Origin of the sequence: Ensifer sp. SL37 (assembly GCF_026672675.1) — a bacterium.
In the GTDB taxonomy this organism is placed as follows: domain Bacteria; phylum Pseudomonadota; class Alphaproteobacteria; order Rhizobiales; family Rhizobiaceae; genus Ensifer; species Ensifer adhaerens.
Window position 1 is genome coordinate 2,529,983 of the sequence record NZ_JAPPRN010000006.1, and the last position, 22,769, is coordinate 2,552,751.

At 63.1% G+C, this 22,769-nt stretch carries 19 protein-coding genes; 11 read left to right on the forward strand and 8 right to left on the reverse strand.

Features of this window, described 5'->3' with window-relative positions:
• Nucleotides 1-41 precede the first annotated feature (41 nt).
• Nucleotides 42-1,673 (forward strand): beta-galactosidase BglA, encoded by a 1,632-nt coding sequence (gene bglA, locus OVA00_RS24320; RefSeq protein WP_268089748.1) that lies wholly within the window; start codon nucleotides 42-44, stop codon nucleotides 1,671-1,673.
• Entirely contained in the window at nucleotides 1,673-2,137 is a 465-nt protein-coding gene (aac(6'), locus tag OVA00_RS24325; protein ID WP_089045033.1) for an aminoglycoside 6'-N-acetyltransferase, read from the forward strand. Before bglA ends, aac(6') begins: the two co-directional genes overlap by 1 nt.
• A gap of 13 nt (nucleotides 2,138-2,150) precedes the next feature.
• Here the strand turns inward: aac(6') and ade are convergent, their stop codons facing one another.
• Together ade and OVA00_RS24335 are read right to left on the reverse strand one after the other, a co-directional pair.
• Nucleotides 2,151-3,848 (reverse strand): adenine deaminase, encoded by a 1,698-nt coding sequence (ade, locus tag OVA00_RS24330; protein WP_268089749.1) that lies wholly within the window; start codon nucleotides 3,846-3,848, stop codon nucleotides 2,151-2,153.
• A 133-nt stretch (nucleotides 3,849-3,981) separates the two neighbouring features.
• Nucleotides 3,982-5,307, reverse strand: coding sequence for an aspartate aminotransferase family protein (locus tag OVA00_RS24335; protein ID WP_060581709.1), 1,326 nt, complete (start codon nucleotides 5,305-5,307; stop codon nucleotides 3,982-3,984).
• Nucleotides 5,308-5,571: 264 nt separating this feature from the next.
• On the opposite strand from OVA00_RS24335, the gene OVA00_RS24340 reads away from it, so the two are divergent.
• Both OVA00_RS24340 and OVA00_RS24345 read left to right on the forward strand, forming a co-directional pair.
• Nucleotides 5,572-7,824 carry a glycoside hydrolase family 9 protein gene (locus tag OVA00_RS24340; protein WP_268089750.1) on the forward strand — a complete coding sequence of 751 codons (2,253 nt, stop codon included), beginning with the start codon at nucleotides 5,572-5,574 and terminating at the stop codon, nucleotides 7,822-7,824.
• Between the two features lie 60 nt (nucleotides 7,825-7,884).
• Nucleotides 7,885-8,973 carry a Gfo/Idh/MocA family protein gene (locus OVA00_RS24345; protein ID WP_268090362.1) on the forward strand — a complete coding sequence of 363 codons (1,089 nt, stop codon included), beginning with the start codon at nucleotides 7,885-7,887 and terminating at the stop codon, nucleotides 8,971-8,973.
• A gap of 44 nt (nucleotides 8,974-9,017) precedes the next feature.
• Here OVA00_RS24345 and OVA00_RS24350 read toward each other — a convergent pair whose 3' ends face one another.
• The 6 genes from OVA00_RS24350 to OVA00_RS24375 form a co-directional block, all read right to left on the reverse strand.
• Nucleotides 9,018-10,055, reverse strand: coding sequence for a Gfo/Idh/MocA family protein (locus tag OVA00_RS24350; protein ID WP_268089751.1), 1,038 nt, complete (start codon nucleotides 10,053-10,055; stop codon nucleotides 9,018-9,020).
• A 190-nt stretch (nucleotides 10,056-10,245) separates the two neighbouring features.
• The gene (locus OVA00_RS24355; RefSeq protein ID WP_034788940.1) at nucleotides 10,246-10,590 is read right to left on the reverse strand and encodes an ArsR/SmtB family transcription factor; all 345 of its coding nucleotides are present in this window, start codon (nucleotides 10,588-10,590) and stop codon (nucleotides 10,246-10,248) included.
• Between the two features lie 119 nt (nucleotides 10,591-10,709).
• Nucleotides 10,710-11,453, reverse strand: a complete 744-nt coding sequence (locus tag OVA00_RS24360) for a HugZ family pyridoxamine 5'-phosphate oxidase (protein WP_034788934.1) — start codon at nucleotides 11,451-11,453, stop codon at nucleotides 10,710-10,712.
• A 93-nt stretch (nucleotides 11,454-11,546) separates the two neighbouring features.
• Nucleotides 11,547-12,596: a choline ABC transporter ATP-binding protein gene (choV, locus tag OVA00_RS24365; protein WP_034788932.1), complete on the reverse strand. Its 1,050-nt coding sequence runs from the start codon at nucleotides 12,594-12,596 to the stop codon at nucleotides 11,547-11,549.
• Complete coding sequence (gene choW / locus OVA00_RS24370; protein WP_034788930.1) at nucleotides 12,593-13,438, reverse strand: choline ABC transporter permease subunit; 846 nt, start codon at nucleotides 13,436-13,438, stop codon at nucleotides 12,593-12,595. Before choW ends, choV begins: the two co-directional genes overlap by 4 nt.
• A gap of 70 nt (nucleotides 13,439-13,508) precedes the next feature.
• On the reverse strand, nucleotides 13,509-14,465 hold the full coding sequence (locus tag OVA00_RS24375; RefSeq protein WP_034788927.1) for a choline ABC transporter substrate-binding protein: 957 nt from the start codon (nucleotides 14,463-14,465) through the stop codon (nucleotides 13,509-13,511).
• 249 nt (nucleotides 14,466-14,714) lie between these two features.
• Between OVA00_RS24375 and OVA00_RS24380 the strand changes: the two genes are divergently transcribed.
• From OVA00_RS24380 to OVA00_RS24410, 7 genes are all read left to right on the forward strand, one after another.
• A complete protein-coding gene (locus OVA00_RS24380) occupies nucleotides 14,715-15,302 on the forward strand; it encodes a thymidine kinase (RefSeq protein WP_268090363.1) in 588 nt (195 codons plus the stop codon).
• Nucleotides 15,303-15,379: 77 nt separating this feature from the next.
• Nucleotides 15,380-15,781 carry a c-type cytochrome gene (locus OVA00_RS24385; protein ID WP_082566328.1) on the forward strand — a complete coding sequence of 134 codons (402 nt, stop codon included), beginning with the start codon at nucleotides 15,380-15,382 and terminating at the stop codon, nucleotides 15,779-15,781.
• Between the two features lie 221 nt (nucleotides 15,782-16,002).
• Complete coding sequence (locus OVA00_RS24390; protein WP_060606673.1) at nucleotides 16,003-17,091, forward strand: hypothetical protein; 1,089 nt, start codon at nucleotides 16,003-16,005, stop codon at nucleotides 17,089-17,091.
• A 58-nt stretch (nucleotides 17,092-17,149) separates the two neighbouring features.
• Nucleotides 17,150-18,298 carry a hypothetical protein gene (locus OVA00_RS24395; protein ID WP_034788914.1) on the forward strand — a complete coding sequence of 383 codons (1,149 nt, stop codon included), beginning with the start codon at nucleotides 17,150-17,152 and terminating at the stop codon, nucleotides 18,296-18,298.
• 2 nt (nucleotides 18,299-18,300) lie between these two features.
• On the forward strand, nucleotides 18,301-20,217 hold the full coding sequence (locus OVA00_RS24400) for an AAA family ATPase (protein ID WP_268089752.1): 1,917 nt from the start codon (nucleotides 18,301-18,303) through the stop codon (nucleotides 20,215-20,217).
• 19 nt (nucleotides 20,218-20,236) lie between these two features.
• Entirely contained in the window at nucleotides 20,237-21,526 is a 1,290-nt protein-coding gene (locus tag OVA00_RS24405; RefSeq protein WP_060581717.1) for a DUF6638 family protein, read from the forward strand.
• 3 nt (nucleotides 21,527-21,529) lie between these two features.
• Complete coding sequence (locus OVA00_RS24410; RefSeq protein WP_034788906.1) at nucleotides 21,530-22,756, forward strand: DUF2333 family protein; 1,227 nt, start codon at nucleotides 21,530-21,532, stop codon at nucleotides 22,754-22,756.
• Nucleotides 22,757-22,769 lie beyond the last annotated feature (13 nt).

A 22,769-nucleotide genomic window follows, 5' to 3' on the forward strand; every position in this document is an offset into this window, starting at 1 on the left:
CGCTACACCTTTGCGCGACAGACCGTCTTCAGGGGGCTTACATGGCGTCTCGGCAGGTATCGGGTGACGATTGGTGGCGCGGTGCGGTGATCTATCAGGTCTATCCGCGCTCGTTCCAGGATACCGACGACGACGGCATCGGCGACCTCAAAGGCGTTACCCGCAGGCTGCCGCATATCGCCTCGCTGGGCGTCGATGCGATCTGGCTGTCGCCGTTCTTCACCTCGCCGCAAGCTGACATGGGCTACGACGTGTCGGATTACTGCGACGTCGATCCGATGTTCGGAACACTCGCCGATTTCGACGAGATGCTTGGCGAGGCCCATCGTCTTGGCCTGAAAGTGATCATCGACCAGGTGATCTCCCACACCGCCGATCGCCATCCCTGGTTTGTCGAAAGCCGCTCCAGCCGAACGAACGGGAAGGCGGACTGGTATGTCTGGGCCGATCCGAAGCCGGACGGCACGGCGCCCAACAACTGGCTGTCGATCTTCGGCGGACCGGCCTGGGAATGGGACGGGGTGCGCAAGCAGTATTACATGCACAACTTCTTAGGCTCGCAGCCGGACCTCAACTTTCACAATCCCGAAGTTCAGGACGCGGTGCTCGATGCTGCCCGCTTCTGGCTCGACCGCGGGGTCGACGGCTTCCGTCTCGATACGGTGAACTTCTACTTCCACGACAAGCACTTGCGGGACAACCCGCCGCTCGTGCCGGATCCGGATGCCACCAGCAACGATGCGCCCGACGTGAACCCCTACGGCATGCAGGACCATCTCCACGACAAGAGCCAGCCGGAAAACATCGCCTTCCTCGCGCGGTTCCGGGCGTTGCTTGATCGCTACGAAGGCCGCATGACCGTCGGCGAGGTGGGCGACGGCGCCCGCTCGCTGAAGACCGTGGCCGCCTATACCAGCGGCGGCGACAAGCTCAACATGTGCTATACCTTTGACCTCCTGGGGCCGGACTTTACCGCGACCCATATCCGCCGCTGCGTCGAGAACTTCCAGGAGGCGGTGACCGACGGCTGGGTCTGCTGGGCCTTTTCCAACCACGACGTGACGCGCCATGTCAGCCGCTTTGCCCGCAATGAAGCGGAGCGGGAGAGGGTGGCGCGGCTGGCGATCACGCTGCTTTCCAGCCTGCGCGGCTCGATCTGCCTTTATCAGGGCGAGGAACTGGGGCTGCCGGAGGCGGAGCTTGCCTTCGAAGATCTGCGCGATCCCTATGGCATCCGCTTCTGGCCCTCCTATAAGGGCCGCGACGGATGCCGCACACCGATGGTTTGGGAGCAGGCAGCGGCCAATGCCGGCTTTACCGCCGGCAAGCCGTGGCTGCCGGTGCCCGAGGACCATCGGCGGCTTTCGGTCGACGCCCAGCAAACCGGGGACACGGTGCTCGATCACTATCGAGCGACGCTCGCCTTCCGCCGATCGCAGCCGGCACTCAGCGATGGCACGATGCGGTTCGTCGACACGAACAGCGATCTCCTGGCCTTTGTTCGCGAGAAAGACGGCGAGCGGCTGCTCTTCGTCTTCAATCTCACCCGGGAACCGCTGGAGTTTCTGGCGCCGTCGGCGGTTGAGCCCCTGGAATCGCCCGGATATCCGGCACGGCTTGAAGCCGGTAGCATCAGGGTTGCCGGCCTATCGGCCTTCTCAGGGAAGTTCTGATGCGCGTATTGTTGATGGATGGCGAAACCATCGGCCGCTGGGTCGAGATGCGGCTGGCGCTCTGGCCGGATACACTGGCGGCGGATCATCGCGCCGAAGTCGAATCCAGTCTCGCGGAGCGCGACCGCTACGCTTCGTTCCTTTGCGAGGACGAAGCCGGTGTCGCTGCCGGTTTCGCTGAAGCGTCGATCCGCCACGATTACGTTAACGGCTGCGAGACCTCGCCCGTCGGCTTCCTCGAAGGCATTTACGTCTTGCCCGCCTACCGCCGTCGCGGCGTGGCGCGCGCCCTGATCACCGCGGTCGAACGCTGGGCGACAAGCCGGGGCTGCCAGGAACTCGCCTCCGACACGGCGACCGACAATCTGAGGAGCCAAAGCCTGCACATGGCGCTTGGCTTTGAGGAGACGGAGCGCGTCGTCTATTTCCGCAAGGAACTGGCGCCCGCCGTGGCCGACAACTGAGTGCCGCCGCCAATCACCCGATCAGCATGAACTTGTCGACATCGACCAGCCCGCGATCCGAGATCTTCAGATGCGGGATGACCGGCAGCGGCAGGAAGGCGAGCTGCAGGAAGGGTTCCTCCAGCGTCGCGCCGAGCGCGAAGGCGGCGTGGCGCAGGTCGTGCAGCGTATCGCGCACGCTCTCATAGGGCTCGAGGCTCATCAGGCCTGCGACCGGAAGCGCGATCTCGCCGGTCACCTTGCCGTCCTCGACGACGACGAAACCGCCCTTGATTTCGCCGAGCCGGTTGGCGGCGATCGCCATGTCCTCGTCGTTGACGCCGACGACGCAGATGTTGTGGCTGTCATGGCCGACGGTCGAGGCGATCGCGCCCTTCTTCAGCCCGAACCCCTGCACGAAGCCATTGGCATGATTGCCGTTGACGCCGTGGCGTTCGATGACGGCGACCTTGATGATGTCGCGGCCGAGATCGACGCCGGTCTGGTTGCCGACCGCCGGCAGGCGGTAGCGGCGGTGCTCGGTGATGATCTTGCCGGGCAGAACGCCGATGACCGAGGTCTCGCCGTCTGCGACCGGAATGCCGAAGGCGCTGGCATGGACTTGGCCGGCCTTGACGCTGTCGAGCCCGACGGGGGCGACCGGCTTGCGGGTGGCAAAGAGCGCGTCGGTGACGCGGCGGCCACCGGAGAACACTGTTTCGGCCTTGCAGTTTTCCAGGCTGTCGATGACCACGAGATCGGCGCGCCAGCCGGGCGCGACCAGGCCGCGGTCGCGTAGCCCGAAGGCGCGGGCGGCCGAGATCGAGGCGGCGCGGTAGATCGCCAGCGGCTCGACGCCGGCGGATATCGCCGTGCGGATCATGTGGTCGAGGTGACCCTGTTCGGCGATGTCGAGCGGGTTGCGGTCGTCGGTGCAGAGCGCCAGGTGCGGCGACAGCCGCTCGGTGATGATGGGCATCAGCGCATGCAGGTCCTTGGAGACCGAGCCCTCCCGCACGAGGATGTGCATGCCCTTGCGGATCTTCTCCATCGCTTCTTCAGCGCTGGTGCATTCATGGTCGGTGCGGATGCCGGCTGCCAGATAGCCGTTCAGGTCCTTGCCTGAAAGCAGCGGTGCGTGGCCGTCGATATGGGCGCCCTGGAAGGCATCGAGCTTGGCCAGGCAGACCGGGTCCTTGTGCACAACACCCGGAAAGTTCATGAACTCGGCAAGGCCGATGACTTTCGGATGGTGGCGGAAGGGCAGGAGACGTTCGATCGGCAGGTCGGCGCCCGACGTTTCCAGATGCGTCGCCGGCACACAGGAGGAGAGCTGGACGCGGATGTCCATGATCGTCTCGAGCGCCGAATCCAGGAAATACTCGATGCCCTCGGTGCCGAGCACGTTGGCGATCTCGTGCGGATCGCAGACGACGGTGGTGATGCCGAGCGGCAGAACGCAGCGGTCGAACTCGTGCGGCGTGACCAGCGAGGATTCGATGTGCAGATGGGTGTCGATGAATCCGGGCACGACGATGCGGCCGGTGATGTCGATTTCCTCGCGCCCCTCGTAGCTGCCGAAGGTGCCGACGATGCGGTCGCCGGAGATCGCGATGTCGGAGGCGACCAGTTCGCCGGTGACGAGATCGAAGAACTGCCCGCCCTTCAAGACGATGTCAGCCGGCTCGCGTCCAACGCCCTGATCGATATAGCGTTCCAGCGCTTCGGGCATGAGGCAACTCCATTTCTTATACGCGCCCCGGATGCTCTTTCGGCGGGACGACGCTTGGTTTCATTGTTGCGGATAAGAGTAACCCTTCCCCCGTTGCCGGGGAAAGGGTTCTGACGGTCTCGACGAGACCTGCTTAGATATTGCTGTTGAGAACGGCGCGCAGCTTGCCGAACAGCTCGTCGATTTCTGCCTTGCTGATGATCAGCGGCGGTGACAGCGCAATGATGTCGCCGGTGGTGCGGATCAAGAGGCCGCTCTCATAGGCCTTGAGGAAGGCGGAGAAAGCGCGCTTCGTCGGCTCGCCGGCGATCGGCTGAAGCTCGATCGCGCCGATCAGGCCGAGATTGCGGATGTCGATGACATGCGGGCAGTCCTTCAGCGAGTGCAGGCCCTCTTCCCAATAGGGCGCCAACTCGGCGGCGCGGGTCAATAGGCCCTCTTCCTTGTAGGTATCGAGCGTGCCGAGGGCGGCGGCCGAGGCGATCGGGTTGCCCGAATAGGTGTAGCCGTGGAAGAACTCGATCATGTGCTCCGGGCCATTCATGAAGGCATCATGGATCTCGGAGGTGACGAAGACCGCACCCATCGGGATGACGCCGTTGGTGAGCCCCTTTGCGGTCGTAATGATATCCGGCTTCACGTCGAAATACTGCGCGGCAAACGGCGTGCCGAGGCGGCCGAAACCGGTGATGACTTCATCGAAAATCAGCAGGATGCCGTGCTTGGTGCAGATCTCGCGCAGTTTCTGCAGGTAGCCCTTCGGCGGGATCAGCACGCCGGTGGAGCCGGCCACCGGTTCGACGATGACGGCTGCGATGGTGGAGGCGTCATGCAGCGTAACGATCCGCTCGAGTTCGGTCGCGATATCGCCGCCATGCTCCGGCTCGCCGCGGGTGAAGCCATTCTGGGCCGGCAAGTGGGTGTGCGGCATATGGTCGACGCCGGTCAGAAGCGTGCCGAACATCTTGCGGTTGGAGACGATGCCGCCGACCGAAATGCCGCCGAAGTTGACGCCGTGATAGCCGCGCTCGCGACCAATCAGGCGGAAGCGCGAGCCGTCGCCCTTGGCGCGGTGATAGGCGAGTGCCACCTTCAGCGCGGTTTCTACCGATTCCGAGCCAGAGTTGGTGTAGAGAACGTGGTTCATGCCCTCGGGCGCGATGTCGACCAGGCGGTTTGCCAGTTCGAAGGCCTTGGGGTGGCCGAGCTGGAAGGCCGGCGCATAGTCGAGCTCGCCCGCCTGCTCACGGATCGCCTCGGTGATCTTCGGGCGACAATGGCCGGCGTTGACGCACCACAGACCCGCCGTGCCGTCCAGTACCGTGCGGCCGTCATGGGTCGTGTAGTGCATGTCCTTGGCGCCGACGAAGAGGCGCGGTTCCTTCTTGAACTGCCGGTTCGCAGTGAACGGCATCCAGAAAGCACGCAGGTCGTTCGGCGTGTTAAGGCGGTTCGACATTCCAGTTCTCCTCGGTCTCTCTTGTCGTCCGGGCGGTGCTGCCGCCCAAATTTTTACCCTTTGGTCAAACTATCAGGGCGCCGAGGCGCGTCAAGCCTCGCACCGGTCCGCCAGACAGGTCGCGACGGATCTTGGCGACAGCGAAATTTCGCCGCGCCGCCGGATCTTTTCTCAAGCTTAACTTGTTTGCGGCAACGCTCTGCTGCCATGGCTTGTCGGCTCCGTGGCGCCTTTTGAGTGGCCGGCGAGTTCGGAGTTGGAAACGTGTCGAGGTTCGGGATAGCACACGCGGCGATTGCCGCGCTCTTCCTGCCGGGCCTGGCAAGGGGCGCCGAACTGATTGCTGACGGCCACTTTGACAAAAGACAGGACACGTTCTGGGCGAGCGACGGGCTGGCGTTCGCGCGCGAGAACGGCCGGCTTTGCGTCGAGGCTGCGCGGGGCGGTGAAGCCTGGAGCCAACTCATCGGCACCAATGGCTTGAAGCTCGAGCCCGGTCGCATCTACCGTTTGTCGATGAGGGTGATCGCCGAGCCGGCGCGCAGCGTCCAGGCAAGGGTGCAGCGCGCCGCCGATCCCTGGACCATGGTGGACGAATTCACGATGGAAGGCACGCCGGAGGGCAGCCTTTTTTCGGCGGAGTTCGCGGGGCAGGAGCCGGACGAAGCGCAGCTCGTTTTTCCGCTTGGCGGCGGCGAGAGCGGCCGTGTCTGCCTCGACGACGTCTCGCTGGTGGCGACCGGGGCTTCCTCGCCGGCGGCGCGGCGGGCGGCCGAAGGGCCGGCCATTCGCGTCAACCAGCTCGGCTACCTGACGGATGGCCCGAAGCGGGCGACCTTCGTCGCCGATGCGAAACAACCCATCGATTTTCAACTGTTGGATTCTGCGGACATGATCGTCGGCAAGGGCAAAACGCAGCCCCACGGTTTCGATCCGACGGCCGGGGTCGAGACGCAGGTTGCGGACTTCTCGGCGTTCAAGACGCCGGGCGACGGCTATCGACTGGTGTCCGGCGACTGGGCAAGCGACCGCTTTTCGATCGGCGAGGATCTCTACACGCGGTTGCGGGTCGATGCACTGTCCTGGTTCTACTCGCAAAGAAGCGGGATCGAGATCAGGGGGGCGATCGCCGGCAAGGCCTATGCCCGATCGGCCGGCCATGTCGGCGTCGCGCCGAACCAGGGCGACAAGGCGGTTCCGTGCCTTGGCGGCGCGCAAGCCGAGGCGCTCTACGGCGGCTGGTCCTGTTCCTACCAACTGGACGTGACCGGCGGCTGGTATGACGCGGGCGACCACGGCAAATATGCGGTGACCGGAGCGCTGGCTGCTGCGCAACTGCTTGCCGCCTACGAACGCGGCCTGACGTTTGCGCCCAAATCGGCGGTGACGCGCGATGGGCTGTCGCGCATTCCGGAAAACGGCAATGGCCTTCCGGATATTCTCGACGAGGCGCGCTGGGAGCTGGAGTTCCTGCTGCGGATGATAGTGCCGGACGGCGAGCCGCTCGCCGGCATGGTGCACCACAAGATCCACGATACGGCCTGGACCGCCGCACCGATGCTGCCGGGCGACGACCCGCAGCCGCGCGCGCTTTACCGCCCCTCGACCGCGGCGACGCTCGATGTTGCGGCGGTGGCTGCCCAGGGCGCGCGGCTCTTTGCCGAGCATAACCCGACATTTTCTGCGCGGCTGCTTTCGGCGGCGCGCAAGGCGTGGGTGGCGGCGAATGCCAATCCGGCGCTCCTTGCCCCCAAGTCCGATGGGTTCGGCGGCGGCGGCGACTACGACGACGACAGCATTTCCGACGAGCTTTTCTGGGCGGCGACCGAGCTTTATCTGACGACCGGCAACGGCGAATATCTCAAGACCCTGCGGGCCTCGCCGCTCTGGGAAGCGGATATGTTTTCGCCCGGCGGCGCTTTCAACTGGCGCGACGTTGCCGGCTTCGCGCGGCTGCAACTCGCCCTTTATGGCAGGGCGCTGCCGGCGGTCGATCAGGAAACGATCCGCAATTCGGTGCTCACGAGCGCGCAGCACCTGCTGTCGCTGCAACAGGCGGAGCCATTCGGTATCGTCTACCGGCCGAACGAGCGCCGCTACGACTGGGGATCGAACCAGTTGATGCTGCAGAACATCGTCGTGCTGTCGGCCGCCTACGATCTCTCCGGCGACAGGGTCTTTCTTGACGGCGCGCGCGAGGGCATGGACTACATCCTCGGGCGCAATGCGATGGGGCTTTCCTACATAACCGGCTATGGCAGCCGCTCGCCGCAGAACCAGCACAGCCGCTGGTATGCCCGTCAGCGCGATCCGCAGCTGCCAAATCCGCCCGTCGGTTCGCTTGCCGGCGGTCCGAACTCGACCTTTGTCGACGACATCGCCAGGGAGCGGCTGCGCGGGTGCGCGCCGCAAACCTGCTATGTCGACGATATCGAAGCCTATGGGTCCAACGAAATCGCCATCAACTGGAATGCGCCGCTCGTTTACGTCGCGTCGTTCCTGGCCGACGCGCGATAGGAGACTGAAAGCGTGACCGGGATTGCCTTTGTCGGAACCGGCTTCGTCGCCGACTATTACATGACGACGCTTGCCAACCATCCGGAGCTGCGGCTCACCGGCGTCTGGGACCGCGATGCCGAGCGCCTCGACGCGTTCGCACGCTACTGGAAGGTTTCGCCCTATGCCTCGCTCGACGCCGTGCTTGCCGATCCCGCGGTGTCGATCGTCGTCAATCTGACGACGCCGGAGAGCCACTATACCGTAAATTGCCGGGCGCTTTCGGCCGGAAAGCACGTCTATTGCGAAAAGCCCCTGGCGATGACGGTGGAGCAGGCGAGCGAACTCGTCGACCTGGCAAGGGCCAAGGGGCTTGTTCTGGCCGGTGCACCGGCCAATGGGCTCAGCGACGCGCAGGCGCTCTGCGCCCGTCTGCTTGCGGACGGTGCCATTGGCACGCAGCGGCTTGTCTACGCCGAGATGGAAGATGGCCCGGTGTTCAAGGCCAACTGGCGCGCCTGGCGCAGCCGCTCGGGCGCCCGCTGGCCGGGCGTGCATGAGTTCGAGGTCGGCTGCACGCTCGAACATGCGGGTTATGCAGCAAGCTGGCTTGTCTCGCTCTTCGGCCCGGTCGCCGAAGTCAGTGCCGTCTCGGCGCTGACCTTTCCGGACAAGGGGCCGGGAACCGAGACGCTGGCGCTCGGGCCTGATTTTTCCGTGGGTTGCCTGACGTTCCGCTCCGGCCTGACGGCGCGGGTCACCTGCGGCCTGGCGGCGCCGCGCGACCGCTCGCTGACGATCATCGGCGAAAAGGGCATGATCGCCGTTCGCGATCTCTGGGACAATCGCTCGCCGATCCATCTGGAGATCTTCGGGGCGAAGCGGCCGCTCCTGCATCGCGGGCTCGACTGGCTGGAGTGGAAACTCGGCCGCAAGCTTCCGCTTCGGCTCTATCCCGGAACGAAGATGCGCTATCCGACGGCGCCATCGGCAAGTGCGCTTCCGGCCTTTCCGTCGCAGATCGATTTCGTGCGCGGCATTGCAGTGCAGGCGCAGGCGCTCAAAGGCGGCGAAACACCGTTTTTCTCCGGCGCGACGGCGCGACATCTGACGGAGGTGGTGTTGGCGCTCAACGGCGGCTGGCGGGACTACCGTCCGCTCGACCTCTAGAGGCGCAGCGTCGGCCACGTTTTGCGTTCCGTTTCGAGGTAGAACTAGCCTGCCTCAGGTGTCCTTGAGCGGACCGTCTCGATGATTTCCAGGGCCTTTATGCTGGCCGATAGCGGCATCGACGGATGTTCGCTGCGGCCCTCGAGAATCGCCGCGCTTGCTGCCTCGATCTCGAATTGCAGGCCGCTCCCGGGGGAGTGATGATCGTGGCGGGTAAGGCCGGGCAGGGGGATATGCCGGGCCAGCCGGCAGGCCGTTTTTCCGTTGAAAGCCAGTAGCTTGCGCGCCGCGCCGCCGGTGGAAACGAAGAGGCGGCTTGCCTTCAGAAACGGCGCGTCGATAACCAGCGTGCCGCGCTCGCCCTCGATAACGAAGCGATTGTGCCCGTTTCGATCGAAGCCGCAGCCGAGTTCGGCGTCAAAGCCGTCATAGGCCAGCTTGATCTTGGCTGAACTGTCGACGCCGGTCGGCGCGCGCTTCCATGTGCCATCGACGGACCCGGGGTGCCCGAACAGATTGAGGCAAAGGGCGATCGGATAAATGCCGAGGTCGAGCATCGACCCGCCGCCGAGCGCCGGATCGAAGAACCGGCTGCCGGCATCGAACGGTTTCTCGTAGGCGAGGTCCGCCCGGACATGGCGGATCGCGCCGAGTGTTCCGGCCGCGAGCAGTTCGCGAACCCTGGAAATCGCCGGAAGGAAACAGGTCCACAACGCTTCCATGGCGAAGGTGCTGCCGGCGGCAGCGGCGTTTGCAAGCGTGCGCGCGTCGGCCGACGACGTCGTCAGCGGCTTTTCGACGAGCACGGCTTTGCCGGTGGCCAAGGCGAGGGTGGCCTGTTGAAGGTGCTCAGCATTGGGTGAGGCGACGTAGATCGCGTCGATATCGGTAGAGGCCGCCAGTGCCTCGATGCCCTGATAGCCGCGGATGCCGCCGAAACGCCCAGCGAAGCTCTCGGCCCTCTGCGCGCTGCGGGACGAGACGGCGACGAGGCTCGCAAGGGTTGCGAAGCGGAAGTCCGAGGCAAGACTGTTTGCGATCGTGCCGGTTCCGGCGATGCCCCAGCGGACCTTGTCACGCATATCCCGATGTCCGCTTTCCGGCTGATTCTGTCGCGGCGCATCGTGCCCCGGAAGTCTCAAGGCTCGGTAAATGCCAGCAAGCGCCGGCACCTTTCGCGTGCAAACTGGGAAGACTATCCGCCAAAGAATAAGCCCCGCGCGATTTCTCGTGTGGGGCTGTTCGAACGGGTCCGCAGATGCGGACCGAATATCAGGCCGATTTACGGACCGGAGTCTTTTCTGCAGTGGCGCTCTGGTCGTCACCGTAGATTTGATTGAGCGTGCCTAGAATCCGCATGACCGCGTCGGATGAGCTCGAATAGTAAATCGTCTGCGCATCGCGACGGGTGCTGACGAGATTCTGAGCACGGAGCTTAGAAAGATGCTGGGAGAGAGCCGACTGGCTCAGCCCAACCTTGTTGGCCAATGCGCCGACTGCCATCTCTTCCTTCACGAGGGAATCGAGGATGAGGAGGCGCTTAGGATTTGCCATGGCCGAGAGGAAACCGGCTGCTACCTCGGCTTCATCGTGTTTTTCAGGCGAAAGTGGCTGCATTGCGTGCTCCATGCGAAAATTACATCACACGTAGTTATGGTTGACGAAGCAAGATAATTAGTCGTGATGCATAAAAGGGCAACCACCTACTGCAAGAAATGGGGGTAGCTCTCCAGCGATTAACCGTTAAGTTCACGCAAAATTGCCCGTAAATTGGAACTATCTTCGATAGGTGTCGGGAACTCAAGGCGTTTTAGCTGATCGCCATCTGCAAGATCGAGCCCCGCGGCGTCGATACCCACGACTTTCCAGTTGCCTTCCGGTGCCTTGCAGAGCTTCACCGCATACCGCTGAACTGCGTCAGAATGATCCGTATTCATGTGATCGATCGCGTTCGCCTCCATCGCGGCGAGCGAGGCGATGGCAGGCGTGTCGATCAGAAGGTCTTCGGCGGTCAAGACATAGGCGCGGCCGAAGCCGCCGTTGAGACTGGCACGCAGCGGCGACAGCCGGAAGAAGCCGAAATCGGGAAAATCGACGTAGAGTTTCGACTTGGGGTGGCGGCGGACGAATCGCTCGCGGATGCGGGTATGTGCTTCGCTGTCGCGCGCAACCTGTTCGGCGGTGCATTGCACGGTCAGGCGAGGATGGGCGAGCGGGTCGCCCTTGCCAGGCTCGCCGGTCAGGAGCGAGGCCCTGGCGTCGGCCAGCAGCGCCTGCGTGTGTGTCGACAGTTTCGAGATCAGGATGACAGGCACCCCGTCGACATCCATGCCGACGAGCACGCGGCTGACGAAGGGGAAGCCGCCGCTCTCCGGCTCGATCGCCGCAAGCGATGCGCTGCGCGCGCCCCGCAGAAGCGTGCGGGCCAGCGTGCGGGCTTCGTTATCGGTGTCGCGCAGAACGTTCGGCTTGTCGCTCATGGTCTTTCCCTTTTCCTGCCATGCGGTCGTCGCCGGGACGAAAAAAGCCCGGAACGACGCTCCGGGCTTTTATTGGCTTGTTGAGCGGCTTCGTCAACTTTTGTTGCGGTGGCGCGTCAGTCCCTGGACGATATCCTGGGCGTCGATCGTACCGACCACGGAACCGTTGTCGACGACCCCGATGCTGCCCGGCTGGCGGGACATGGCGTCGAGGATGTCGACGAGCGGTGTCGTGGGCTTGGCCGTCGCGGTCACGCCGGCAACAGTCACTCCGCGCTGGACGCCGGTCTGCATCACGTCCTTCGCCGTCAGCATGGTGATCGGGTTCATGTGCTGGACGAAATCGGCGACATACTGGTTGGCCGGGTTCTTGACGATATCTTGAGGCGTGCCGCACTGGATGATGCGCCCGCCCTCCATGATGGCGATGCGGTTGCCGATGCGGAAGGCCTCGTCGAGATCGTGGCTGACGAAGATGATGGTCTTCTTCAGCCGCCGCTGGAACTCCAGCAACTCGTCCTGCAGGCGGGTGCGGATCAAGGGGTCGAGGGCCGAGAACGGCTCGTCCATCAACAGGATCGGTGCACCGGTCGCAAAGGCGCGGGCAAGCCCGACGCGCTGCTGCATGCCGCCCGAAAGCTCGTTGACCTTGCGACCCGCCCATTTCGAGAGATTGACGAGTTCGAGCTGTTCGCCGACGCGCGCCTTGCGTTCGGCGTCCGGCATGCCGGCAAGCTCAAGCCCGAAGCCGACATTGTCGGCGACGGTGCGCCAGGGCAGAAGCGCGAACTGCTGAAACACCATCGAGACCGTGTGCATGCGGAAGTCGCGCAGCGACTTCGGATTGGTTCGATAGGGATTGAGCGCACCATTTGCGGTCTTCACCTCGACGTCGCCCCGCACGACCGGGGCAAGGCCGTTGACCGCGCGAAGCAGCGTCGACTTGCCGGAGCCCGAAAGCCCCATCAGCACGAGGATCTCGCCCTCGGTGATTTCGAGCGAGGCGCCGGCGACGCCGAGCACGAGGCCGGTTTCGGCGCCGATCTCGTCGCGGGTCTTGCCCTGGTCGACCATCTGCAGCGCGACTTGAGGGTTGTTGCCGAAGATGATGTCGACATTCTTGAAAACGACGGCGTTGGTCATGCGCCTTCTCCTTCGTCGGACGAGCGGAAAAGGCGGTCGAGAATGATCGCCAGGATGACGATGCAAAGGCCGGCTTCGAAGCCCTTGGCGATGTTGACCGTGTTCAAGGCTCTCACGACCGGAACGCCGAGGCCGCTGGCGCCGACGAGCGCGGCGATGACGACCATCGACAGCGACAGCATGATGGTCTGGGTGAGGCCAGCCATGATCTGCGGCATGGCAAAGGGCAGCTCCACCTTGCGCAATACCTGGCCGGGCGTCGCGCCGAAGGCCTGTGCGGCTTCCACCAGCGACGGCGGCGTCGAGATGATGCCGAGGCGCGTCAGCCGGATCGGTGCGGGAATGGCGAAGATCACGGTCGCGATCAGACCCGGAACCATGCCGAGGCCGAAGAGGATCAGCGCCGGGATCAGATAAACGAAGGTCGGGATCGTCTGCATCAGGTCGAGGATCGGCCGCATGACGGCGTAGACCCATGGGCGACGGGCGGCTGCGATGCCGAGCGGCACGCCGACGGCCATGCTCACGGCGGTGGCAGCGAGCACAAGCGCCAGGGTTTCCGTCGTTTCCTTCCAGTAGCCCTGGTTGATGATCAGGAGCAGGCCCAGGCCGGTGAACAGCGTTATGCCGATCGAACGGCGGAACCACCAGGCGAGCCCGGTGATGACGGCGACGACGATCAGCGGGTGCGGGGCATAAAGCACCCAGAGCAGCGAGTCGGCGACGGCCTGAAGGAAGCGGGCGAGCTGGTCGAAGAAGAAATCGAAATTCGTCGTCAGCCAGTCGACGAATGCCTTGGCCCAGCCGCCGATGGGGATGCGGTTATCGGTCAGATATTCCACGAAGGTAATCCGTCTCGTCAGGTCAAAAAGGAGCGCATGACGCGGTGAAAATTCCCCGCCTTGATGCCGATCAGAGGCCGAGCGCGGCCTTGACTGCGGCCAAGCCGTCGCCGCCATCCTTGGCGGTCACGCCGGCGAGCCACGGGTCGACGGCAGTCGGGTTGGCCTTCAGCCATTCCTCGGCCGCCTTGTCCGGCTCCTGGCCGTCGTTCAGGATCTTGCCCATGATCTCGTTTTCCATCTGGAGCGAGAACTTGAGGTTGGTCAAAAGCTTGCCGACGTTGGGGCACTCGGTGGTGTAGCCGGCGCGCACATTGGTGAAGACTTCCGCGCCGCCGAAATTGGCGCCGAAGATGTCGTCGCCACCCGAAAGATAGGTCAGCTTGAAGTTGGCATTCATCGGATGCGGTTCCCAGCCGAGGAAGACGACCGGCGCGCCGTCCTTTTCGGCACGGGCGACCTGCGCCAGCATGCCCTGCTCGGAGGATTCGACCACTTCGAAGCCCTTGAGGCCGAAGGTATCCTTGTCGACCATGTCGATGATCAGGCGGTTGCCGTCATTACCCGGCTCGATGCCGTAGATCTTGCCGTCGAGTTCGGTCTTCTTGGTGGCGATATCCTTGAAGTCCTTGATGCCGAGCTCGGCGCCCTTGGCGTTGGTCGCCAGCGTGTACTTGGCACCGACCAGGTTCGGCCCGAAGGATTCGACCGACTTGTCGTCGAGGAAGGGACGAACATCGTTTTCCTGGGTCGGCATCCAGTTGCCGAGGAAGACGTCGATGTCCTTGTTCTTGAGCGAGGTGTAGGTGACCGGAACCGAGAGAACCTTGATGTCGGTCTGGTAGCCGAGGCCCTTTAGAACGGTGGAAACGGTGGCAGTGGTCGCGGTGATATCCGTCCATCCGACGTCGGAGAAACGGACGGTGCCACAGCTTTCCGGCTCGGCAGCTGCAGCCTGCTGAGCGGTGATGGCGACGACCGAAACGGCGCCTGCCAGTATCAGTTTGAGAGAGAGTCGTTTTTTCATCGTTGTCGTTCCCCTGCCTCGATTATTGTTTTAGCCAAACACCATTGGATAGCGAATTCAAGCGCTTTGATGTCGGAGGAAGTGTATTGCGTCAATATGCTGGCGGGGTGCACGATGCGACGCTCGATGTCGCAATGTCCACGAAATAGTCTAGTCCGCCGAAAAACTGTGGGTGCTGCAAACGGGCTCTGGCCTTCCCGGCCAAGCCTCGTCATTACCCAAAAAACGGAAAAACCGGACGCGGTGACTATGGCCAAACTCTATTTCAGCTATGCGACGATGAATGCGGGCAAGAGCACGATGCTCCTGCAAGCCTCCTACAACTACCAGGAGCGCGGCATGCGCGTGGTGATGCTGATCGCCGCCCATGACGACCGGGGCGGCGTCGGCCGCATTTCCTCCCGCATTGGTCTTGGTGCGGACGCCATTCCCTTTCACGGCGACGACGATCTCTATGTGCTGATCGATCGGTTGCACTCGGATGGCGAAGGCGAGATCGCCTGCATCTTCGTCGACGAGGCGCAGTTCCTCAATGAGGGGCAGGTCTGGCAGCTCGCCCGCGTCGCCGACCGCATCGGCATTCCGGTCATGGCCTATGGTCTGCGTACGGATTTCCAGGGCAAGCTGTTTCCGGGCTCGATGGCGCTGCTGGCGATTGCCGACGAGCTGCGCGAAGTGCGCACCATCTGCCATTGCGGCCGCAAGGCGACGATGGTCGTGCGCCTGGACGGTGAGGGCAAGGTCGCACGCGAGGGCGCCCAGGTCGAGGTTGGCGGCAACGAGAAATATGTCTCCTATTGCCGGCGCCATTGGGACGACCTGATGCGCTGCGAGTGAGTGCGGCGTCGTGGCGGCTTGAAACCGCCACGCGCGCGATGCCATTCTTCGCCTCTATCGCACGCCAGGGGTCTTCGATGTTGCGTCTCGTCACCAGCCTTTCCATCACGCTCTGTCTTGGCACGCTCTGTCTTGGCGCAACGGTCGCCCATGCCGGCGGCGACGCTACGGCTGGCGCTGCCGTCTTTCGCAAATGCGCGGCCTGTCACACGGCAAGCGAGCCGACAAACCGCGTCGGCCCAAGCCTCATGGGTGTCGTCGGACGCCCGGCCGCATCCGTCGCCGACTACAACTACTCCGATGCAATGAAGGCCTTTGGCGCTGAGGGTCGCGTCTGGGACGAGGCGACGTTGAGCGAATACCTGCTGAGCCCCAAGGCAATGGTCGGTGCCACCAAGATGGCCTTTGCCGGTCTGAAGAAGCCGCAGGACATCGCCGACGTGATTGCCTATTTGAAGGCGTCGCCGGCTGCCAAATAGGGACGACGCAAACCCCGGACGGAAAGCCGTTTCCCATCTTTCCTGGACCTGCGCGCGGCAATGCCGTCGATATCTCAAGCACTTCGCTGTGGTGGCTGATCAAAAAGCTGCCGGGAAAGGCTTGTTCTCTTTCGGTAAACACCCTTTATATAACTGCAATCGAAGGCTGAATAATTCAGCCGGGCTGGCGGATATCGCCACGGTGGACCGAGGGGCAGGGCATGGCGACTCTTCAGAATTTTGACGCGGAGATCGAAAAGACGAAGGGCGTGGTCGAGCAGATGCGCGGCAAGCTCGAACAATCAGGTGTCGTGCTCGAACAGTTCGCCAAGGCCGAAACCAAGCTCGGCGACGTCAACTTCGACATCGAGAATGCCCGCATCCAGGACGTTATCAACCAGCAAAAGGTGATGGAAGCCAACATCGCCGACCTGATCATCGGCCTTGAGGACGCGACCAATGTCTTCGGCTCCGAATTCGAGAGCATGAAGAACTATACGGGCTACGAGAAGTTCATCGGCATCTTCTCCAAGCAGAAGATGCAGCGCATGCGCACCGACCGCGTGCGCAACATGTCGCTTGCCGGCAACCTGCAGGAACTGCTTTCCAAGTCCGACATGATCGTCGGCATCCTCAAGGAACAGAAGTCGATCCTAGACCAGCGCTACAAGACTTCGGAGCAGAGCCTGATCCAGGTGATCGAGCGCCGCAAGGGCACGATGGCGAACCTCGAAGCGGTGCAGAAGCGCATCGAGGAACTGAACCCGCTGCTGCTCGACATCGAAAACCGCATCGCCGCCTCGACCGAGCAGAAGGTGCGCACCGAGCTCGAAGGCGAGCGCTCCGCGCTTGCGACCGAATATAACGAGAAGCAGGCCAAGGAACAGGAACTGCTGGCCGAGAGCCAGACGCTCGAGCGCTATACCTCGATGTTCCAGACCTTCGTCGATTCGCTCAACAACCAGATCGCCGCGCAGAACACGCTGATCAACAAGCTGACGATCGATACCGAGCAGCGCATCGTGCTCTACAAGGCGCTGGAAGATTCGCTGAAGACCGCCGCCCAGCAGGACGTCGCGCACAAGATCAACACGCTCGGCAGCCAGGTCGACACGGCCGCCGAGGAGACGATGGCCGGCATCGGTGCCGCCGCGCAACGCCACATCGGCGATCTCCTGGAAATGCATGAAAAGAACATGCTTTCAACGCAGGATATCCAGCGCCGCAAGAAGCTGGCAGACGATGCCTTTGCCCGCCGCTTCCAGGCTGTCATGGACAAGCACAACACTGCCAATTACGTGAAGCAGTGAACGGGCGGCGCATGATCCGAACCGAGTTTGCCTTTCGGCACGCGCCACGGGGATTTGCATGAAGGTCGCGGCTTCATCCGCTGTCGCACAGTATTTCGCGTCGATCCACGCGGCACTCGCCGGGCTTGAGCTCTTTCTCGGCGACCGCAACTCGCCGCTCTATCGCAACACCGTCGTCGGCGAAGTGATCGTTCCCTATCTTGGCCGGCTGAAGGCCTCGATCGACTGCTGGGAGAACAGGATCGGCTTCGTCGACCAGTTCCGGATTTCGCGCGCCGAAAGCGGCTTTCCGGTCTTTCAGAACGTGCTGGAACTGGAGAACGATCGCCAGACGGCGACGAAGCGCCTGGCCGATATTCCATCGGCCGATGCGCTGCGCGACGAGATGGTCGACTTCATCCTGCGCCAGAAGGCGTTTCCGGAAGCGCTGCAGACGCGCATGGCCGAGCGACTCTATCTGGAGCAGATCGGCAAGGGCGAGATCTTTTCGCCCTTCATCCTGCCGGAGACCATCCGTGTCGCCGTCAATTCCAAGACGATGCGGCCCTATTACATCGTGAGCTGGGGCGCCTTCGACGGGGCCAATACTCTGCCGATGGTCTACATGGCGACGATCGAGGATTCCTCGGAAAAGATCGTCGACATGCTGGTGACCGCTGATGGCAAGCTCAACCCGCAGGTGGAAATTCCTCTGCCGGTTGGCGGCCTGCTCAATCCGGAGCTTGCCAGCCGCTTTGACGATTTTGCGTCCAAGAACAGCAGCTATTCGCTGACACCGGTGACGATCGCCACCAATCTCGACAAGGATTTTGACGAGCTGCATCCGAAGCAGTTGCGCCGCATCGTGCTCGGGCCGTTCTACTCGGCTGGGATCACTGAGAATAATGCGCGCATCAACGACATCCTCTCGAAGGTACGCAAGACCGAGAACGCCTGGCTCCTGACCTGGACGGTGCAGGAGGTCTTCTCCAAGTCGGAACGGCCGGCCAAGCGCGGCTTCTGGTCATCGACCCCGGCGCAGGAGGAATTCCACATCGATACCGCCAATCTGGAAGCGACACGCATGGGCGTCTCCTCCTACGAGAAACACGCGCTGGTGCCGCACGACGCCTATCAGGCGCTCTATGCCGCCGGCGAGGCGGAACAGGTGTTCGGCGACTACAAGGTCCACGTCATTTCCGGCAACCAGGTCGTGAGCGAGGTTTGACGATGACACTCAATACGGGGCTGACGACGCTGCACGAGGACGACATCGCCAAGTACCAGGCGGTGGCGCAAGGGTTGGTGACGAAGCTCATCATCCTGGAGCGGGAAGATGCCGCCGCCGGAACGTCGCTTGCCGGCACCGGCCGGCGCTTCGTGTCGACAGTTTCGACTGGCGGCCAGCGGCGCACGCGCGAGGTGGAGCTGACGAAGACGATCCAGGCGGTGCGCCATGGCGACCCGATGTTCTCTCCGGCCCAGCACGCCGTGCTCTACCGGACGCGCCGCGGCATCCAGGTGGCGCTGGCCGTCGTCGATGTCTTTGCCCGCCAGACGAGCCTCGAACAGCTGCAGGCGAAGAACGCCACCTCGCCGCTTGGCGGAGAGGAGGCGAACCAGTTCAAGGCGCTGCTGTCGGCTTCGGCTTACGTCGCGGCCTTCACACTCGCTGCCTATCTCGGCGCGACCCTGGCGGGCGAGGGCGAGCCGGTCGACGATGCTGTCGAGCCCGACTTCCTGTTCGACACGCCGCAGGACGCGCTGAAGAGCCTGATTTCGGCGCTCGATCGCGGTCTTGCCGGGGCCCCCGATGATCTGGCGCTGACCGCCCGGGCGCGGGCCTTCTCGCGGGTGGCGATCGAAGGGCTGATTGCCCGCAAGGCGCGCTTTACCGGGCTGCAGAGCTTCGAGACCGTGCATATCCGGCTCGACCAGGACGATTTTACGCTGAACGGTTTGGACGTCGCACCCGGCCAGAAGCGCAAGCCACTGGTCATGACCTTCAAGAAGCCCGAGGAGATCATCGGCAACCACATCGCCAAGTATCAGGCGCTGAAGCTTGCCAAGATGCTGATGGCCTACGACTTCGACCGGCAGATGAACCCGTTCGTCGAGCTCGGCGGCTTCCTCTTCACCTTCATCGGCGACGGCATGCCGGGCACCGGCAAGACGATCCTGATCCAGATGCTGGCCGGCATGCTCAACGACTATTGCGAGATCGCCGGCTACGCCTTCCACTACGAGAACTTGGGCGTCGACCAGATCTCCTCCTATCAGGGCAAGTCCGGGCAGAACTGCAAGGAGTTCGTCAACAACGTCATCAATCCGCGGGCGATCGGTTTCGGCACGATCGATGATGTCGACCAGGTGGCGGCGAAGCGCTCCGACGATCGAGCCTCTGCCGGCCAGCACGAGGTGACGGCGGTGTTGATGGAGAGCTTTGCCGGCGCCTCTACCGTGGTGCGCGGCAACTGCACCTTCGGCATGTTCTCCAACTACCCGGAGAATGTCGACGACGCGCTGCGCCAGCGCGCTGGCGCCCGCTGGCTGGTCGACGGTCCGCAGACCGAAGACGACTACATCGACATCTTCGCGCTGCTCGTCGGCAAGAACCACAAGATCCCGCTTGGCGAGCACCAGCTTTTCGAGGGGCAGGAGATCAAACGCGCGGTTGCTCAGTCCTATGCTGAGCACGCGCGGCCGAAGGAAGATGGCCTCGCCGCTGTCTGGGAGCGTTACGAGAAGGAGAAGGGCGCGATCGCCTCGCTTGCCGATGTCGGCGCCTATCTGCACATGATCAAGGAGGCCGAGCCGCGCTTTACCGGTCGGGCGATCAAGAACATCACCGACGCGATCAAGCTGAGAGCAATGGACGTGGAACTGCCGGATGACTGGTTCAAGGACGCCGGCTCCTTCATGCACAAGGGCTATGACGAGAAGAAAGCGATGATCGAGGCGCTGCGGGGTCCGATCACCATCGACATGGTGCTGCAGGAGATCAACCGCTACGCCGACAGCGAATTCCGCTACACCGACAAGTCGGACGATGCCGCCGTCACCGACATCATCCGCCGCGAGCGCCAGCGCGAAAAGGCGATCCGCGAGATCGAGGCGATGAAACGCGACGGCCGGTGGCAGGGGTGATGCTAGGAAAAACTGACCGATGAAACGCCTGCTTGAAGCGGAACTCATCTATGGACGGCTGCTCGATATCTCCGAGCCGCATTTGATCGCGCGCTACAACAAGGCGCTCGAAGGGTTTGGCCTGCGACCGACGGCGCTGACCCAGTTCAGCATCGACATGACCGGCTTTTCGCCGGAGATCGCCGAGGAACTGGGGGATCGTGACTACCTCGATCCGAACCGGGTCAACCGCCGCTTCATCATCATGACGCCGGAGCAGGCGGAGCTGCCGGTCGTGCATACGAGCTTTTCCAACACGGCCGCGCTGATGCACGAGTTCTTCAACGCCAACAGCCGTGCGATCAACGCGATTACCATCAAGGATGCGCTCTATGGCGAGATCGAGGATTCGGTCTCGGTCGTAAACGACATCGACGATCTCTTGTCGATCAACGAGGTGCGGTTCCGGGTGCTTTCGGCCGAGGACATGCTCGGCAAGGCGGCCGAACTGCGTGGTCTCGTCGACCGCTTGAAGAAGGTGCCGACGGCCTGGGCCGACGACGAGATGCTGACGCGCATGGTCGAGCTTGCCAAGCAGACCGGCGATATCCGCCAGAACGCACTGGTGCCGGATCAGCTCGTCTTCCATCACGAAGCCTTCTGGGCCAATCATTTCGGCGGCGTCTATGTCTTTCTCGACGACAAGACGACGACAGTCATCTGCGACCCCTCGGTGCCAGGCTTCCGCCGCTCGCGGCCCTGGCAGGTGAGCTATATCGCCATAAACGATCACGCCCGGATCTACGATTTCCTCGCCTCGACCAAGCGGCTGCAACTGCCGCAGGCCTCCTGGGTCGAGGATTCCGGGCTCTATCAGCACCGCGCAGACATGGTGGTGCGCGGGCTGATCAACGAGAGCGACCCGACGGCCGATCTTGCCAATGCCGACCGGATCTGGCTGCAGACCTGGATGCACCGATATGCCGCCGCGGTCGCAAAAGACGGCGCCTATCCGTTCCTGCAGGAGATGATCCGCACGGTCGCTGCCACCGGCACGATCAGGATGCAGGACGTGGCGCCGGCAAATCGCTTCATGTTGGTGCGCGCAGCACCCACCCATCCGGACCAATGGCTGGTCAACCGGCTGATATCCCAGCTCGTGCCCCGCGATTTCGTCTCGCGCTTCGTCTTCGACAAGCAGGGTTTCTACGACGCCTACGAGCGTTATAGCGAAACCTTCAAGGAGTATGTTGTGGCGACGCTGACCGGCACATATCTGAAAGACAAGGCGGCCTTCCGCCACAAGCTCTATGGGCTCAGAGAGGAATAGGACATGTTCGATCCGATCGTTGCGTTTTTCCAGCGTGTCTTCACCGCGATCGGGCGCGGCATCGGGCTCGTCGTTGCCTGGCTGCTTTGGCCCTTCGTGGCGGCGGGCAACTGGTACCGGCAGCGCAGCTGGCTGCTCAAGGGGCCGATCGGCCTCATCCTCATCGGTCTGGTCCTGTTCTACGGCTACTTCATCTGGCAGACCCAGGCCTGGACGAACTTCAACGAAGACTACATCGACCAGTACAAGCTGGCAGAACGCAAGGTGCCCGCCGGCTCGCCGATGAGCGGCCCCGGTGCGACGTCGACGGGACAATCGACGACCGGCGGCACTGCCAACAACCTTGCGGGTGTCGCAACGCAGCCGATGGAATCGACGCCGGAGGCGCTCGCGGCCGTTCAACTGCCGGCCGGCACCGTGTGCCAGACGTCGGCGATTGTCGATGTCACCGCCGACCTCATCGATTTCAATGTCAACGAGAATGCCTGGATCTCGTCGATGCTGCTCTACAAGGTCGGTCTCTTCGGGCTCGACTGGGACGACACGCCCTGGCTCGACAACAAGGCGTCGTTCCAGCGCGGGGTCAACCAGGCGATCCGCCGTACTTCCGTGGAGCTCGTCGACTCGCTCGGTCGCATGCGCGGCACCTCGGGCATCAACAACGCCCTGCAGAGCGCGCGCGGCAACATGCAGTTCGATGAAGAGACCTGGTATTTCGGGATCAACCCGTTCGGTCCGAAAACTCCGACGCCGAGCTTCTATCGCGCGGCGATGAAGGATCTGAGGTCCTTCAACACCTCGCTCAGCAAGTGTGAGGCGATTTTCGACGGCCGCTCCGATAACCTCGTCGAGTTCCTCGACCGTGTCGCCAACGACCTCGGCAACACCTCGGCGATCCTGCGCGAGCGCTCGGAAAACCACAATGGCGGCTGGTTCGACACGCGTGCGGATGACCGCTTCTGGTTCGCCTATGGCCAGCTCTACGGCTACTACGGCATCCTTTCGGCCGCCGGTGCCGACTTCGACAACGTCGTCGCCCAGCGCGGCCTGTTGCCGATCTGGACGGAAACGATCAAGCAACTGCGGGCAGCACTCCGCATCCAGCCATGGATCATCTCCAATGGCGAGGAAGCCGGCTGGATCATGCCGACGCATCTGGCGACGATGGGCTTCTATACGCTGCGCGTCCGCTCCAACATCGTCGAGATGCGCGACATCCTCGCGCGCTAAGACCGAACGGTAA

Bases quoted from the DNA above. Each gene is read 5' to 3' on its own strand.
- bglA (WP_268089748.1), top strand. From the start codon at position 42: ATGGCGTCTCGGCAGGTATCGGGTGACGATTGGTGGCGCGGTGCGGTG.
- ade (WP_268089749.1), bottom strand. From the start codon at position 3,848: ATGCCCGAAGCGCTGGAACGCTATATCGATCAGGGCGTTGGACGCGAG.
- OVA00_RS24335 (WP_060581709.1), bottom strand. From the start codon at position 5,307: ATGTCGAACCGCCTTAACACGCCGAACGACCTGCGTGCTTTCTGGATG.
- OVA00_RS24345 (WP_268090362.1), top strand. From the start codon at position 7,885: ATGACGACGCTTGCCAACCATCCGGAGCTGCGGCTCACCGGCGTCTGG.
- OVA00_RS24350 (WP_268089751.1), bottom strand. From the start codon at position 10,055: ATGCGTGACAAGGTCCGCTGGGGCATCGCCGGAACCGGCACGATCGCA.
- OVA00_RS24355 (WP_034788940.1), bottom strand. From the start codon at position 10,590: ATGCAGCCACTTTCGCCTGAAAAACACGATGAAGCCGAGGTAGCAGCC.
- OVA00_RS24360 (WP_034788934.1), bottom strand. From the start codon at position 11,453: ATGAGCGACAAGCCGAACGTTCTGCGCGACACCGATAACGAAGCCCGC.
- choV (WP_034788932.1), bottom strand. From the start codon at position 12,596: ATGACCAACGCCGTCGTTTTCAAGAATGTCGACATCATCTTCGGCAAC.
- OVA00_RS24375 (WP_034788927.1), bottom strand. From the start codon at position 14,465: ATGAAAAAACGACTCTCTCTCAAACTGATACTGGCAGGCGCCGTTTCG.
- OVA00_RS24380 (WP_268090363.1), top strand. From the start codon at position 14,715: ATGGCCAAACTCTATTTCAGCTATGCGACGATGAATGCGGGCAAGAGC.
- OVA00_RS24385 (WP_082566328.1), top strand. From the start codon at position 15,380: ATGTTGCGTCTCGTCACCAGCCTTTCCATCACGCTCTGTCTTGGCACG.
- OVA00_RS24390 (WP_060606673.1), top strand. From the start codon at position 16,003: ATGGCGACTCTTCAGAATTTTGACGCGGAGATCGAAAAGACGAAGGGC.
- OVA00_RS24395 (WP_034788914.1), top strand. From the start codon at position 17,150: ATGAAGGTCGCGGCTTCATCCGCTGTCGCACAGTATTTCGCGTCGATC.
- OVA00_RS24400 (WP_268089752.1), top strand. From the start codon at position 18,301: ATGACACTCAATACGGGGCTGACGACGCTGCACGAGGACGACATCGCC.
- OVA00_RS24405 (WP_060581717.1), top strand. From the start codon at position 20,237: ATGAAACGCCTGCTTGAAGCGGAACTCATCTATGGACGGCTGCTCGAT.
- OVA00_RS24410 (WP_034788906.1), top strand. From the start codon at position 21,530: ATGTTCGATCCGATCGTTGCGTTTTTCCAGCGTGTCTTCACCGCGATC.